The sequence below is a fragment of the Streptomyces sp. NPDC006368 genome (assembly GCF_040612535.1).
Taxonomy (GTDB): domain Bacteria; phylum Actinomycetota; class Actinomycetes; order Streptomycetales; family Streptomycetaceae; genus Streptomyces.
The window spans coordinates 1-13,852 of the sequence record NZ_JBEXQK010000024.1 but is presented as its reverse complement, the minus strand read 5'-3'; the positions used below and the strand labels follow the sequence as shown (position 1 = coordinate 13,852).

Sequence of the window (13,852 nt, the reverse complement as noted above, 5' to 3'; positions counted from 1 at the left end):
GGCGGGCCTCGTCGGCCGCGACACCGGTCACATCGCCGGTCCCGCGCGCACCGGAGCCCGGTCACCGCACCGGACCCCGGTCACCGGCACCGGCGCACATCGTCGATCGGAGGAACCCGTATGAGCTGGCAGGACCCGGCACCCTTCCTGCGCGGTACGGCATGGTTCGACCACGGTCGGCCGGTACGCGCCGATCCCGCCGCTCTGGCCCGCCTGCCGTGGGACACCGCCGAGCGGGCCGCGCTGCCCATCGGCGTACGGGTGGAGTTCACCGCCTCCCCCGGGACGCGCGCCGTCGAGGTCCGCTACCGCGCGTCGGTACCGGACGAGGCCGGCGCGCTGCGTGAGCTCGCCCACTGCTTCGCGCTCTGGCAGGGCAACCGGTGCGTACACGAGACGGTCACCGAGCCGGCCGAGGAGGCCACCGTCACACTGTCGCTGCCGTCCGCCACCGGCCCGTTCACCATCCACCCGCCCGAGGGCCAGGCCCCGGTGATCCTCGGGCTGCGGCCCCTCGGCGGCGCCATCGAGCCCGTGCCGCCGCGCCCGCGCTGGGTCGTGCACGGTGATTCGATCACCGAGGGCTGGTGGTCCACGCGCCCGGCGCACGCCTGGCCCGCCGTCGCAGGGCGGGCGCTGGGCGTGGACGCGGTGAACCTCGGCTACGCGGGCTCGGCGCGGGGCGAGCTGCCGGTGGCCGAACAGCTGGCGGTCCTCCCCGCCGACCTGCTGACACTGGCCTTCGGCACGAACTGCTGGTCGGGCATTCCGTTCTCGGCGCCGCTGCTCTACGAGACGGTGCGGGCGTTCATCGCGCTCGTACGGCGCGGCCACCCGGACACCCCGCTGCTGCTGCTCTCGCCGGTGCTGCGGCCGGACGCCGAGGACACGCCCAACGCGCTCGGCGCGACCCTCTCCGAGCTGCGGGTGGCCATGGAGGAGGCCGTCAGGGACCTGATCGCCGCCGGTGACGCGCGGCTGTCCCTGGTGCCGGGCCGGGGGCTGCTGGGGCCCGAGCACCTGGTCGACGGGCTGCACCCCGACGACGCGGGGCACGCCCGGATCGCGGCGGCGGTCGCCGGAGCCGTCGCCGAGGCCGTCGCCGGGGCGGTCGCGGAGCCGGGGCGCGGGGGCGACGCACCGGCGTGATGTCACCCCGGCCGGGTCGGACGGACTCGGCGGAATGACCTGCTCGACTCGGGGTAGGGGCGCCTTCGGTCGGCGGTGTTCTCCGGGTGCGTTTCTCTCGGGTTCCACAAGCCATTACCATCCAACGGCCGTTGAACACGAGAAGCGGGCCGGGCAGCCACCTCGTTTCCGGCACCTCGATCCGGAAACGCCGCCCATCCCGTTTCCGATTGCGAGAGGTGCTTGTGAACACGAGCGAATCGAGCGCGCGGGATCGCCTGTGCGAGGCCCTGCGGGAGCGCGGGGAGGAGATCGCGGACCGCTGGGTCCGGCTTCAGCTCCAACAGGCGGTACTGGGCTCCGAGATGAGCGAGCAGGAGGTCCGTGAAGAGGCCGACCTGCTCATCTCCGCGCTGGCCGCGGGGCTGGCCGGCGACACGCCGGTGGAACGGCTGGTCACGTCCCGTAACGAGCTGCGCCGGACGGTGATAGAGCTGTCCCTGCGGCGGGCGCGGGCGGGCGTGTCACCGACCGCCACGTCGATGGCCGTTCTGTCCCTGAAGGAGGCGCTGCTCTCCGCCGTCCAGCACACCACCCGCGAGTCGGACGAGCTGTTCTCCGCCGCGATCCTGATCAACCGGCTGCTGGACGCGGCCGGGGTGCTGTCGTTCGAGACGTACGTGGAGGGGCGCGAGGAGATCATCCAGCGGCAGAGCCGCCAGCTCCTGGAGATCTCGACACCGGTCGTCCGGCTGTGGCGGCATGTGCTGGCCGTGCCGCTGATCGGCACGCTGGACACGGCGCGCACGCAGGTGGTGATGGAGAGCCTGTTGCAGGCGATCCAGGACCACGAGGCCCAGGTCGCCATCATCGACATCACCGGCGTACCGGCCGTGGACACCGCGGTGGCGCAGCACCTGATGCACACCGTCAACGCCGTCCGCCTGATGGGAGCCGACTGCGTCATCAGCGGGATCCGGCCGCCCATCGCCCAGACCATCGCACAATTGGGTATCGATTTGTCGACCATCCTGACGCGGGCCACGCTGGCGGACGCGCTGGCCGCCGCGATCCAGCTCACCGACGAGCCCGCGTTCGATGCGGGCACGGTTCGGCCGGTGACGGCATGACGCCCACCCGCGCCGCCGGCGTTCCCATCCTCCGGCTCGGCGACGTCCTGATCACCGGCCTGCTCAACGAACTGGACGACCAGTCGGCGCTGGCCTTCACCGACGAGCTCACCGAACGGATCGCCGCCGACGGCGCCCGTGGGGTGCTGATCGACATCTCCCGCCTGGAGATCATCGACTCGTTCGTGGCGCGCACGCTGATGGAACTGACCACCATGGCCCGGCTCCTCGGAGCGCGGGTGATCGTCGCCGGCATGCGCCCGGCGGTGGCCATCACCCTGGTCGAGCTGGGGCTGCAGCTGACCGGCGTGGAGACGGCGCTCAACGCGGAGCAGGGGCTCGTCGCCCTCGGCTGGCACCGCATGCCCCACCCGGCGGGGGAGGTCCGGCGTGACTCTGCACGGTGAACGGCTGTCGCGGAGAGTGGAGCTCCTTCCCCAGCGCGGCCCGGTGGCCACGGACGGCACAGGACGGCGCGCGGGCGCGACCGGTGACGCCGCGGACGACGACAGCCCCCACGACGGCGCGCGCGGGTTCGCGGGCGGTGTCGGACGGGGCCCCACGTCCCCGGAGAGCGCCGCGCGCTACGACGTCGCCTCCGAGGAGGACCTCCTGACGGCCCGCCACGCCGTGCGCGCCGCGACGGTCGCGGCCGGGTTCGGCCTCGTCGACCAGACGAGGATCGTCACCGCCGCCAGCGAACTCGCCCGCAACGCCTACGTGCACGGAGGCGGTGGTTCCCTGGAGATCCAGCCCGTCACCATGTCCGGCCGGCGCGGGCTGCGCCTGATCGTGCGCGACGACGGCCCCGGCATCCCCGACGTGGAGAAGGCGCTCACCGACGGCTTCACCACGGGCTCCGGCCTCGGTCACGGGCTGGGCGGCGCCCGCCGGCTGATGCACGAGTTCCACGTGGACAGCGCCCCCGGCCGGGGCACCACGGTGATCGTCATCCGCTGGAACGACCGCTGATGTCCCTCACCACCCACATCCGCGTCGACCACTACAGCGCCGTCCAGCTCGCGGCATCGGCGGCGCGCCGTACGGCGCTCGCCGCGGGGCTCACGGGCCCCCTGCCGGACCGGGCCGCCGTGCTGGCGAGCGAGCTCGCCTCCAACGTGGCCAGGTACGCCCTGCACGGCTCGCTGTACGTCCAGCCGTTGCCGCTGCGCCGGGGCGTGGAGGTGCTGGCGGTGGACCGCGGCCCGGGCATGGCCGACGCCGAACAGTGCCTGACCGACGGATACACCACGGGCGGCTCCCTGGGCTCGGGCCTGGGAGCCGTGCGCAGGATCGCCGACCAGTTCGCCATCCGTACGAAGGAGGGCACCGGGACCCTGGTGTGCGCCCGGCTCGGGGAACCGGGTGACACCTCGCCGGACCGGGCACCGGCCGTCGGGGCGGTACGGGTGCCCGCCGACGGGGAGGTGTCCTGCGGGGACTCGTGGGGCGTGGCCGTCACCGAGGGCGCCCAGACGGCCATGGTCGTCGACGGCCTGGGGCACGGAGACCCCGCCGCCGAGGCGGCGGAGCTCGCCGTACGGACGTTCCACCGCGACCCCGGGCAGCCCCTGCCGGAGCTGATGCGGGCGATGAACCGTGCGCTGCGCCACAGCCGGGGCGCCGCGGTGGCCCTGCTGCGCCGGACGCGGGACACGATGGAGGCGACCTCCGTCGGTAATGTGCGCAGCCTGCTGGTGGCGCCGGGTGGCGTGCGGCAGCGCTTCGGCGGTCAGCCGGGTGTCGTCGGCTGGAACATGCCCGAGCCCCGGGTGCAGCGCGTCCCCGCCCAGCCCGGCATCATCTCCCTGCTGCACAGCGACGGCATCGACACCCGCTGGGCCGACGCCCCCTCGGCCTTCCTCACCGCCTTGCCCGCTCCGCTGCTCGCCGCCGCCCTGGTCCACGAGCACCGGCGCAGCCGCGACGACGCGACCGTCCTGACCCTCGGCCCGCCGCGGAGAGACGCATGAATCGGCAGACCACCACGCACCACTCCCTCGCGGGTCTGCGCAGTACGCTTCGCCGCCTGGCGCACCGGGCCGGTCTGCCCGTCGAGACGCGCTACCGGCTCGCGCTGTCGGCGACCAGGGTCGCCGCCGCCGAACTGGCGGCGGGCCGGCCCGTGTTCCTGGAGACGGTCAGGGCGCCGTCGAAGGACGCCGCCCTGACCGTACGGCTCCATCTGCCGTACGCGCCGGACCAGCCGCCCCTGGAGGGGCTTCCGCTGCCCGCGGAGCGGCACCCGGGCCCGGCGGCCGTGTGGCGGGTGCCCGTGCCCCCGCGCGGGCCCGGCGCGGTGGGACCGCGCGGTGACGATCCGCCGGGGCTGGTCGAGCTGCTGGAGGAGGAGCTGAGCGCTGCGGTCGACCGCATGGACGCCCTGGCGGGGGACCACCAGCGGCTGAAACAGGAGCTCGCGGAGACGAACAGTGGCGTGCTGGCCCTCTACGTACAGCTGGAGGAGCGCGACGAGCAACTGCGCCAGGCGCACGGGCGGATACTGCGCCAGCTGGAGGACGCCCTGCGCCCGCCGCCGGTGCGGGTGCCCGGCCTGGAGCTGGCCGTGCACTACGAACCGGCGGAGAAGCACGCGCCGACGGGCGGTGATCTGTACGACTGGTTCGTGCTGCCGGACGGCACGGTGCACATCACGGTGGTCGACGCACTGGGGCACGGGCTGACGAGTACGCGCAGCGCGCTCAACGTCACGCACGCCGTGCGGACGCTGGCCCTGGAGGGGCACCCCGTCGAGTCGATCATCGCCCGGACGGACGAGGTGCTGGCCACGTTCGACCACGAGCTGATGGCCACGGTGCAGCTGGTCAGGCTCGGTCCGGGGAGCGGGGATCTGGTGGTGGCGAACGGCAGCCACCCGCCCGCCCTGCTCGTCCGGGCCGACGGGGACACCCGGCTGCTGGAGGCACGCGGCCGGGGCATCGGCTTCCCCCTGCCGGGAAGCGAGCGGCTGCTACGGGACCGCCTGGCCCCCGGCGACCTGCTGGTGCTCTACACCGACGGGCTCACCGAGAGCCGCCGCGACCCCCGGGAGGGCGAGCAGCGGCTGGCACGGGCCGCGCGCCGCCACCGGCACCGGCCGATAGAGGAGATCCCGGCCGCCATCGCGGAGGACATGCACACGGTCATCCTGCACCCCGACGACACGGTCGCCCTCACCGTCCGGCGCGTCGCCGACTGAAGCCCGGACCGGTCGGCGGCGGCACGGCGGGTAAGCGGCGCGACAGCAGGCGTACGCCGGTCGAATGCGTGGTTAACCCACGGGGGCGGGGTAAGCGAGCCGAAGAGACGGAGGAGCCGCCCGTGTATGTCATCGAGTCGCCGCCCGGCGACAGCGCCTCGGTCCGCGCTGTGACCGCCGGTTTCCTGACCGAGCACTGTCCCTGGGCCGATACGGCGGCCGTGCAGCTCGTCGTGACGGAGCTGACGGCGAACGCGCTCCGCCACACCGACGGCTGGTGGCGGCTGCGGCTGCGTACCGAGGGCGATGAGCTGTGGGTGGAGCTGGACGACTCGAGCCCGCGTCTCCCCCGGACCCGGGAACCCGACTTCAGTGGTGGCGGCGGCTTCGGCTGGCCGATGGTGCAGAACCTGGCGGGCCGGGTGGAGGTCCGTCGCCACGCGGAGGGCAAGACGGTCCGCGCGGTGTGGGGCCGCCCCCGGGTCTCCGCCCGGTTCGACTGACCCCCGGGGACCGCGCACCCGTTGTGCGCCGAAGGAGCCGGGCAGCCGTCGTACGACGCAGGCCCGGGCAGCGCACCACGGTCCGGGGCCCTTCCGCTCACTCCACCGCCAGGAGCCCCTCGCGGAGCCGCGCGGTGATCCGCGCGAGCAGCCGGGACACATGCATCTGGGACACGCCGAGCTCGGCGCCGATCTGGGCCTGCGTCATCTCCTCCACGTACCGCATGCGCAGGATCTCGCGGTCCCGCTCGTCGCACTCCTCGATGAGGGGCTTGAGCGCCTGCACGTTCTCCACGATCTCCAGCTCACGGTCGGGCTCGCCCAGCCGGTCGACGAGGGTCTCCGACGCGGCGTCCCCCGCGTCGTCCAGCGGCAGGTCGAGCGATCCGGCCGAGTAGCCGTTGGCCGCCACGAGCCCCTCGATGACCTCGTCCTCCGAGAGGCCGAGGTGGGCGGCGAGCTCGGCGGGGGTCGGCGAGCGGTCCAGCTCCTGGAAGAGGACGTCGGTGGCGCGGGCCAGGTCGATGCGGAGCTCCTGGAGCCGCCGCGGCACGTGCACGGACCAGCTGGTGTCCCGGAAGAAGCGCTTGATCTCGCCCACGACGCAGGGCATCGCGAAGGTCGTGAATTCGACCTCGCGGCTCAGTTCGAAGCGGTCGATGGCCTTGATCAGGCCGATCGTGCCGACCTGGACGATGTCCTCCATCTGGTCGGAGCGGCTGCGGAAGCGCGCCGCCGCGTACTTCACCAGGGAGAGGTTGAGCTCGATGAGGGTGTTACGGACGTACTGGTACTCCTCCGTACCCTCCTCCAGCACGGCCAGCCGTTCGAAGAACCGCTTCGACAGTTCCTTCGCGTCCTTCGGGGCCACCTCGGCCGGGTTCCGTACCTCCGGCAGGTGCTCCTGTACGCCGGTACCGGTCGAGATCGTGGTCGCCATGGACACGGTGCCCCTCCCCTTTCACTTTTCGGGTCTTCGGCCGCGAGGCGCGTGTACCCCGTCTTTCCCGGTTCACACGCCCGGGATACGAAGAAGCCGCCCCCGGGAAGGGGCGGCTCCTCTATGTCCGGCCATGTCGTCCGGCCGTACCGTCAGCTCCAGCTGGCGTGCAGCGGCTTGCCCTCGGCGTAACCGGCGGCGCTCTGGATGCCGACGATGGCCTTCTCGGCGAACTCCTCCAGGGAGCTGGCACCGGCGTACGTGCAGGACGAGCGGACGCCGGCGATGATCGAGTCGATCAGGTCCTCGACGCCCGGGCGGGCCGGGTCCAGGAACATCCGCGAGTGGGAGATGCCCTCCTCGAAGAGCGCCTTGCGGGCCCGGTCGTACGCGGACTCCTCGCTGGTGCGGTTGCGGACGGCCCGCGCGGAGGCCATGCCGAACGACTCCTTGTACAGGCGCCCGTTCGCGTCCTGCTGGAGGTCGCCCGGGGACTCGTACGTGCCGGCGAACCAGGAGCCGATCATGACGTTGGACGCGCCTGCGGCGAGCGCCATGGCGACGTCGCGCGGGTGACGGACACCGCCGTCGGCCCAGACGTGCTTGCCGTACTTCTTCGCCTCGGCGGCACACTCCAGCACGGCGGAGAACTGCGGCCGGCCCACGCCGGTCATCATCCGGGTGGTGCACATGGCGCCGGGGCCCACACCGACCTTGATGATGTCGGCGCCGGCCTCGATGAGGTCGCGCACGCCCTCGGCGGCGACGATGTTGCCCGCGACGATCGGGACCTGCGGGTCCAGGCCGCGCACGGTCCGGATCGCGCTGATCATCGACTCCTGGTGGCCGTGCGCCGTGTCGATGACGAGCGTGTCGACGCCCGCGTCGAGCAGCTGCTTGGCCTTGCCCGCCACGTCGCCGTTGATGCCGACGGCGGCGGCGATGCGCAGTTTGCCGTTGGCGTCGACGGCCGGCGTGTAGAGCGTCGCGCGCAGGGCGCCCTTGCGGGTCAGGATGCCGGCGAGGCGGCCGTCGCCGTCCACGGCGGGGGCGTAGCGGCGGTTGTGGTGGTCCAGGGTGTTGAAGGCCTCGCGCGGGTCCATGTCGGCGTCGAGGAGCAGCAGGTCCGTGGACATGACCTCGGACAGCTGGGTGAAGCGGTCCACACCGTTCAGGTCCGTGTCGGTGACGACACCGATGGGCCGCTGGTCGGCGTCGACGACGACGCCGGCGTTGTGCGCCCGCTTGGTGAGCAGCGACAGGGCGTCGGCGACGGTCTGGTGCGGGTCGAGCACGATCGGGGTGTCGAGCACGTGGTGGCGGCTCTTGACCCAGGAGACGACGTCGGTGACGACCTCGATCGGAATGTCCTGCGGGATGACGACGAGACCGCCCCGGCGGGCGACCGTCTCGGCCATCCGGCGGCCGGCGATCGCGGTCATGTTGGCGACGACCAGCGGGATGGTGGTCCCGGTGCCGTCGGGCGATGCGAGGTCCACGCCCTGGCGAGAGCCCACGGCCGAGCGGCTAGGCACCATGAATACGTCGTCGTACGTGAGGTCGTACGGCGGCTTCAGGTCATTGAGGAAACGCACGTGCTGAACATCCCAGTCGTTCGGAGTTGGCCCCCGGGCATTTCAGCCGGGGGGAAAACGCACGTACTTCATTGTCCCATGGCACCGGCCGTACGGACCCCGGGCGAAAGCTCCAGGCCGCGCGGGGCGCCCTGGTGCGTTTCTCCGAATCGCGTCCTATTCGTCCGGGTCGGCGCGGTCCAGGGCGGGCCGCGGCCCGGGGGTGAACTCCGTCAGCAGATGGTCGGCGGCGGCCGTGTCCGTGACCAGGCTGGTGACCAGCCCGGAGCGGAGTACGGCGCCGATGGCGGCGGCCTTGCGCTGCCCGCCCGCGATCGCGACGACCTCGGGGATACGGCGCAGCCGGTCGGCCTCGACGGTGATGCACCGCTCGCCGAGGTCCCGGCCGACGCGACGGCCGGCGGAGTCGAAGAGGTGGGCGGACATCTCGGCCGCGACGCCGAGCGAGGCGTAGTGGGCGCGCTCCTCGTCGGTGAGCATGTCGTGGACGGTGGAGATGCCGGGCTCCCACGAGCCGATGGACACCGCGGCGACGGTGACCTTGTCGAAGTACTCGAAGGCGCGGGCGATACCGGTCTGGCTGCGCAGCGCGGCGGCGGTGGCCGGGTCGGGCAGCAGCATCGGCGCGTAGATGGGATGGGCCTCGCCGCCGGAGACCTGGGCGGCGCGGCGCACCGCCTCGACCGAGCCGCGTTCGGCGGTGCCGGCGTCGTACACGCCGGTGAGCTGGACGACCGTGCAGGGCGGCAGCCGGTCGAGGGCGGCCGCCATGTGGATGGTGGACCGGCCCCAGGCCAGGCCGAGGACGTCGCCCTCGGCCACCAGTTCGCCGAGCAGGTCGGCCGCGACCTCGCCGAGGTTCTCCGGGTCGGGCGAGGAGTCCTCGCCCTCGGGCGGGGACTCGACGACGACCGCGTGGCGCAGTCCGTAGCGGGCGCGGAGCGCGTCGGAGCGCTCCGCGTCGAGCTCGGCGGGCACGCGGATCTCGATCCGTACGAGATCGCGCTCCAGGGCGGTCTCCAGGACCCGGGCCACCTTGAAGCGGCTGACGCCGAACTCCTCCGCGATCTGGATCTTGGATTTGCCCTCGAGGTAGAAGCGACGGGCCATGGCCGCCGCCTGCACGAGCTCCGCGGGTCCCATCCGCAGGGCTGGTCGTCCCGCCGACATTGCAGACACCGCGATCTCCTCACTGCTGTTCACACTCCGGATCGCCATCCTCGCAGATCCGGTGTTCCTTGATCAGGCTTGTCGATTTGCGTTCATCTACCCGTGGCCTCGGCCCGTGTTCCCCGCCCACGGGCCGAGGCCACGGGGCTCAGTGGGCGCAGGCCCAGCCGGCCGACGCGGTGACCCGCTCCGCCTTGTCGCGCAGCGATCGCACCGCGGCGGCGGGGTCCTCCGCGCCGTACACCGCGGAACCGGCCACGAAGACGTCGGCGCCGGCCTCCGCGCACCGCTCGATGGTGGAGTCCGAGACGCCGCCGTCTACCTGGAGCCACAGCTCCAGGCCGTGCTTGGAGATCAGCTCCCGGGTGCGGCGGATCTTCGGCAGCATGATGTCGAGGAACGCCTGGCCGCCGAAGCCCGGCTCCACGGTCATGATCAGCAGCATGTCGAGCTCGGGGAGCAGGTCCTCGTACGGCTCGATGGGCGTGGCGGGCTTCAGCGCCATCGAGGCCCGTGCGCCCTTGGCGCGGATCTCCCGCGCCAGCCGCACCGGCGCGGCGGCCGCCTCGACGTGGAAGGTGACGGACCCGGCCCCGGCCTCCACGTACTGCGGGGCCCAGCGGTCGGGGTCCTCGATCATCAGATGGCAGTCCAGCGGGGTGTCCGTCGCCCGGCGCAGCGACTCGACGACCGGCACGCCCAGGGTGAGGTTGGGCACGAAGTGGTTGTCCATGACATCGACATGGAGCCAGTCGGCGCCTTCCACGGCCTTCGCCTCCTCGGCGAGACGGGCGAAGTCGGCGGACAGGATGCTGGGGTTGATCTGGGCCATGTGCCAAGCCTGCCATGTCTCATGGGGTTTCTTTTACCCGATGCCCGGCCGGGTCCTTCTCGGCTCGGCGCACTTGGCACATTCCCGGCGTATCGGTGTCCTTACGCGGTACGGCGCAGCAGCGCCAGGTACATCGCGTCCGTACCGTGGACATGCGGCCACAGCTGGACGTCGGGGCCGTCGCCCAGGGCCGGGACGCCGGGCATGCAGGGCCGCGCGTCGATCAGCTCGGCGCCGCCCTCCCTCTTCAGTACGTCGTCCACGACCACCCGCGTCTCCGCGAGGTGCGGCGAGCAGGTCGCGTACCCGACCACGCCGCCGACCCGTACCGCCTTCAACGCCTCGGTGAGCAGGGCTCGTTGCAGGGGGGCGAAGCCCTCCAGGTCCTCCGGTCGGCGCCGCCAGCGGGCCTCGGGACGGCGGCGCAGGGCGCCCAGGCCCGAGCACGGCACGTCCACGAGGACACGGTCGAAGGAGCCGGGGCGCCACGGCGGGCGGGTGCCGTCGGCCGCGATGACCTGGTACGGGCCGGGATTCCCGGCCAGCGCCCGCTCCACCAGGCGCGCCCGGTGCGGCTGCTTCTCGGAGGCGAGCAGGGCGGCCCCGCGCCCGGCGGCGAGCGCGCCCAGCAGGGCCGCCTTGCCGCCGGGGCCCGCGCAGCCGTCGAGCCAGCGGGCGTCGGGGCCGTCCAGCGGGGCGTTCGCCAGGGCGATGGCCACGAGCTGGCTGCCCTCGTCCTGGACACCGGCGCGCCCGTCGCGTACCGCGTCGATCGCGCCCGGCTCGCCGCCCTCGGCCAGCCGCACGGCGTACGGCGACCAGCGCCCGGGCAGCCCGGCCTCCTCACCCAGCACATCGAGCAGTTCGGCCGTGGTGGACCGCCCGGGGCGGGCCACCAGCGTGACCTCGGGCCGTTCGTTGTCGGCCTCCAGGAGGTCCTCGATCCCGGCCCGCCCGCCGCCCAGCGCGTCCCACAGCGCCGAGACGACCCAGCGGGGGTGCGAGTGGACGACGGCGAGATGGTCCTCCGCGTCCTCTTCGTACGGCGGGGCCACCCGCTCCAGCCAGCTGTCCAGGTCGTCCTGAGCGATCTTCCGCAGCACGGCGTTGACGAACTTCGCCCGCCCGTCGCCCAGCACCACCCGCGCCAGCTCCACACTCGCCGACACCGCCGCGTGCGTGGGGATGCGGGTGCCCAGCAACTGGTGCGCGCCCAGCGCGAGCACGTCCAGCACGGGCGGGTCGACCTCGCGCAGCGGCCGGTCGATGCACGCCGCGATGATCGCGTCGTACGTCCCCTGGCGGCGCAGCGTCCCGTACACCAGCTCGGTGGCGAGCGCCGCGTCCCGCCCGTCGAACCCGTCCTTCTCACGCGCCTTCTTCAGCAGCGGCGGCAGGACGAGGTTGGCGTACGCGTCCCGCTCGTCGACGGCGCGCAGCGCCTCGAACGCCAGGATCCGCACCGGATCCTTCTTGGGGCGGCGGTACGGCTTGGAGGGACGGCGACGGGACTGCTCGCTCAAAAGGTGCTCCGCGTTTCGGTGAGGCTCGAACCCTTTCAGCCTACGTCCGCCCCGCCCACCCGTCTCCCACCACCACCCTTGCACGACGGCGCTACGCGCCGACCCCTGCCTTCTCCCCCGGGGCGATCCGGACGCCCCGCGCCCAGTCGGCGCCGCGCATCGGCTTCTTGCCCTGCGGCTGGACCCACAGCAGCTCGACGGCGTGGGAGCCGGTCCCGACGTACACGTTGTTCTTCGTGGCCGACAGCTCACCGGGGGCCAGGTCCGCGCGGTCGGGCACCGGGGCCGCCTGGATGACCTTGAGCCGCTCCCCCCGGAAGACCGTCCAGGCACCCGGCGCGGGGGTGCAGCCGCGTACGACGCGGTCGACGCGGAGCGCCGGAGCGGTCCAGTCGACGCGCGCGTCCTCCACGGTGATCTTGGGGGCCAGGGTGACGCCGTCGGCCGGCTGCGGTACGGCCTGAAGGGTGCCGTCCTCGATGCCGTCCATGGTCGCGGCGAGCAGCCCGGCGCCGGCGAAGGCGAGCCGGGTGAGCACGTCGCCGCTGGTGTCGGTGGGTCGCACGTCCTCGGTGATCACGCCGTACACCGGGCCCGAGTCGAGGCCTTCCTCGATAAGGAAGGTGGACGCGCCGGTGACCTCGTCCCCGGCCATGACCGCGTGCTGCACGGGCGCGGCGCCGCGCCACGCGGGCAGCAGCGAGAAGTGCAGGTTGACCCAGCCGTGGGCCGGGATGTCGAGCGCCACCTTGGGCAGCAGGGCGCCGTAGGCGACGACGGGGCAGCAGTCGGGCCCGATCTCCCGCAGCCGCGCGAGGAACGCCTCCTCGCGGGGCCTGGCCGGCTTGAGGACCTCGATGCCCGCCTCCTCCGCGCGCTGCGCGACGGGGCTGGCGACCAGTCGGCGGCCTCGCCCGGCCGGAGCGTCGGGGCGGGTGACGACGGCGGCCACCTCGTGCCGGTCCGAGGCGATCAGGGCGTCCAGGGCGGGTACGGCGACCTCGGGGGTGCCTGCGAAGACGAGCTTCATCGGTGGCTGACTGCCTGTCTGTCTCGGGGCGGTGGCGGGCGACGCACCAGTTTAGGGGCCGGGGCGACAGGGGGCGTACGTGTGTCTTCGCGCCCTCGGCATATGCGGATACGCCCCCGCAGCGTGACCCCGACCACCGGTGGAGCGTTGGTCAAGCAGAGATTGACCGAAACGGGCCGCCCCCCGGTGCGGCCCACCCCTTTCCAACGCCGGTTCGAGAGGCTTGTAAATGGCCGACCACGCAACCCACGACGCCCAAGCCCGGGCCAGCCTGCACCTGCTGGTGCGGGACATCGAGCGGGTCCGGCGGCAGGTGGACGCACTGCGCACGCTCACGGCCCAGCTGGGCAATGTGTACCGCCCGCGGCGATCGGGCCCGTCCGCGGGCTTCGTCGTCTACGGCAGGGCCCCGGCCCCCACCGTCAGGCTCGCCCAGGAGCTGCGGGACAGCGTCGAGACGCTGGTGACCGCCGCGGTCGACTTCGACCGGTCACTGGGCTTCTCGTGGGACGCGGTGGGCTCGGCGCTCGGCGTCACCAAGCAGGCGGTCCACCGCCGGTACGGCTCGCGGCGCCAGCAGGCCGCCGCGGCGGACGCCGAACGCCCCGCGGAGCCCGGGACGACCCGCACGATGCCGGTCGTCCCGCCGGCCGTCCCGTCGGTCCCGGCGGCGCGCTCGATGCCGCCGCAGCCGACGTCCGGCTCCCAGTCGCTCCGCGAGGAGGTCCGCCCGAGCGCCTTCCCCGGCCCGCGCAACGGCTGACCCCACCCCCGGCCGCCCCACCCCCCAGGGGGGTGGGGC

General features: G+C 73.2%; 14 protein-coding genes. 8 read left to right on the top strand and 6 right to left on the bottom strand.

Annotated elements, in window-relative coordinates; all coding sequences use genetic code 11:
• Positions 1-120: 120 nt before the first annotated feature.
• From ABZZ38_RS18870 to ABZZ38_RS18840, 7 genes are all read left to right on the top strand, one after another.
• Positions 121-1,149 (top strand): GDSL-type esterase/lipase family protein, encoded by a 1,029-nt coding sequence (locus ABZZ38_RS18870; protein WP_356741033.1) that lies wholly within the window; start codon positions 121-123, stop codon positions 1,147-1,149.
• A 224-nt stretch (positions 1,150-1,373) separates the two neighbouring features.
• Positions 1,374-2,258, top strand: a complete 885-nt coding sequence (locus ABZZ38_RS18865; RefSeq protein WP_356741031.1) for an STAS domain-containing protein — start codon at positions 1,374-1,376, stop codon at positions 2,256-2,258.
• Positions 2,255-2,665: an STAS domain-containing protein gene (locus ABZZ38_RS18860; RefSeq protein WP_356741029.1), complete on the top strand. Its 411-nt coding sequence runs from the start codon at positions 2,255-2,257 to the stop codon at positions 2,663-2,665. Before ABZZ38_RS18865 ends, ABZZ38_RS18860 begins: the two co-directional genes overlap by 4 nt.
• A gap of 205 nt (positions 2,666-2,870) precedes the next feature.
• On the top strand, positions 2,871-3,230 hold the full coding sequence (locus ABZZ38_RS18855) for an anti-sigma regulatory factor (RefSeq protein WP_356741171.1): 360 nt from the start codon (positions 2,871-2,873) through the stop codon (positions 3,228-3,230).
• Positions 3,230-4,231, top strand: coding sequence for a SpoIIE family protein phosphatase (locus tag ABZZ38_RS18850; RefSeq protein WP_356741027.1), 1,002 nt, complete (start codon positions 3,230-3,232; stop codon positions 4,229-4,231). Before ABZZ38_RS18855 ends, ABZZ38_RS18850 begins: the two co-directional genes overlap by 1 nt.
• Positions 4,228-5,457 carry a PP2C family protein-serine/threonine phosphatase gene (locus tag ABZZ38_RS18845; protein ID WP_356741025.1) on the top strand — a complete coding sequence of 410 codons (1,230 nt, stop codon included), beginning with the start codon at positions 4,228-4,230 and terminating at the stop codon, positions 5,455-5,457. Before ABZZ38_RS18850 ends, ABZZ38_RS18845 begins: the two co-directional genes overlap by 4 nt.
• A gap of 122 nt (positions 5,458-5,579) precedes the next feature.
• Positions 5,580-5,960 carry an ATP-binding protein gene (locus ABZZ38_RS18840; protein ID WP_356741023.1) on the top strand — a complete coding sequence of 127 codons (381 nt, stop codon included), beginning with the start codon at positions 5,580-5,582 and terminating at the stop codon, positions 5,958-5,960.
• Between the two features lie 97 nt (positions 5,961-6,057).
• On the opposite strand, the gene ABZZ38_RS18835 is transcribed toward ABZZ38_RS18840, so the two are convergent.
• The 6 genes from ABZZ38_RS18835 to fmt form a co-directional block, all read right to left on the bottom strand.
• Positions 6,058-6,900, bottom strand: coding sequence for an RNA polymerase sigma factor SigF (locus ABZZ38_RS18835; protein WP_356741020.1), 843 nt, complete (start codon positions 6,898-6,900; stop codon positions 6,058-6,060).
• A 152-nt stretch (positions 6,901-7,052) separates the two neighbouring features.
• Positions 7,053-8,495, bottom strand: a complete 1,443-nt coding sequence (locus ABZZ38_RS18830) for a GuaB1 family IMP dehydrogenase-related protein (RefSeq protein WP_356741018.1) — start codon at positions 8,493-8,495, stop codon at positions 7,053-7,055.
• Between the two features lie 156 nt (positions 8,496-8,651).
• Complete coding sequence (locus tag ABZZ38_RS18825; RefSeq protein WP_356741016.1) at positions 8,652-9,698, bottom strand: sugar-binding domain-containing protein; 1,047 nt, start codon at positions 9,696-9,698, stop codon at positions 8,652-8,654.
• A gap of 115 nt (positions 9,699-9,813) precedes the next feature.
• A complete protein-coding gene (rpe, locus tag ABZZ38_RS18820) occupies positions 9,814-10,497 on the bottom strand; it encodes a ribulose-phosphate 3-epimerase (protein WP_356741014.1) in 684 nt (227 codons plus the stop codon).
• Positions 10,498-10,598: 101 nt separating this feature from the next.
• Positions 10,599-12,020 carry a transcription antitermination factor NusB gene (locus tag ABZZ38_RS18815; RefSeq protein WP_356741012.1) on the bottom strand — a complete coding sequence of 474 codons (1,422 nt, stop codon included), beginning with the start codon at positions 12,018-12,020 and terminating at the stop codon, positions 10,599-10,601.
• A gap of 91 nt (positions 12,021-12,111) precedes the next feature.
• Entirely contained in the window at positions 12,112-13,050 is a 939-nt protein-coding gene (gene fmt, locus ABZZ38_RS18810; protein WP_356741009.1) for a methionyl-tRNA formyltransferase, read from the bottom strand.
• A gap of 229 nt (positions 13,051-13,279) precedes the next feature.
• On the opposite strand from fmt, the gene ABZZ38_RS18805 reads away from it, so the two are divergent.
• Positions 13,280-13,813, top strand: coding sequence for a hypothetical protein (locus tag ABZZ38_RS18805; protein WP_356741006.1), 534 nt, complete (start codon positions 13,280-13,282; stop codon positions 13,811-13,813).
• The last annotated feature ends 39 nt before the right edge of the window (positions 13,814-13,852 follow it).

Coding starts and splice junctions, on each gene's coding strand:
- ABZZ38_RS18870 (WP_356741033.1), top strand. CDS start 121: ATGAGCTGGCAGGACCCGGCACCCTTCCTGCGCGGTACGGCATGGTTC.
- ABZZ38_RS18860 (WP_356741029.1), top strand. CDS start 2,255: ATGACGCCCACCCGCGCCGCCGGCGTTCCCATCCTCCGGCTCGGCGAC.
- ABZZ38_RS18850 (WP_356741027.1), top strand. CDS start 3,230: ATGTCCCTCACCACCCACATCCGCGTCGACCACTACAGCGCCGTCCAG.
- ABZZ38_RS18845 (WP_356741025.1), top strand. CDS start 4,228: ATGAATCGGCAGACCACCACGCACCACTCCCTCGCGGGTCTGCGCAGT.
- ABZZ38_RS18835 (WP_356741020.1), bottom strand. CDS start 6,900: ATGGCGACCACGATCTCGACCGGTACCGGCGTACAGGAGCACCTGCCG.
- rpe (WP_356741014.1), bottom strand. CDS start 10,497: ATGGCCCAGATCAACCCCAGCATCCTGTCCGCCGACTTCGCCCGTCTC.
- fmt (WP_356741009.1), bottom strand. CDS start 13,050: ATGAAGCTCGTCTTCGCAGGCACCCCCGAGGTCGCCGTACCCGCCCTG.
- ABZZ38_RS18805 (WP_356741006.1), top strand. CDS start 13,280: ATGGCCGACCACGCAACCCACGACGCCCAAGCCCGGGCCAGCCTGCAC.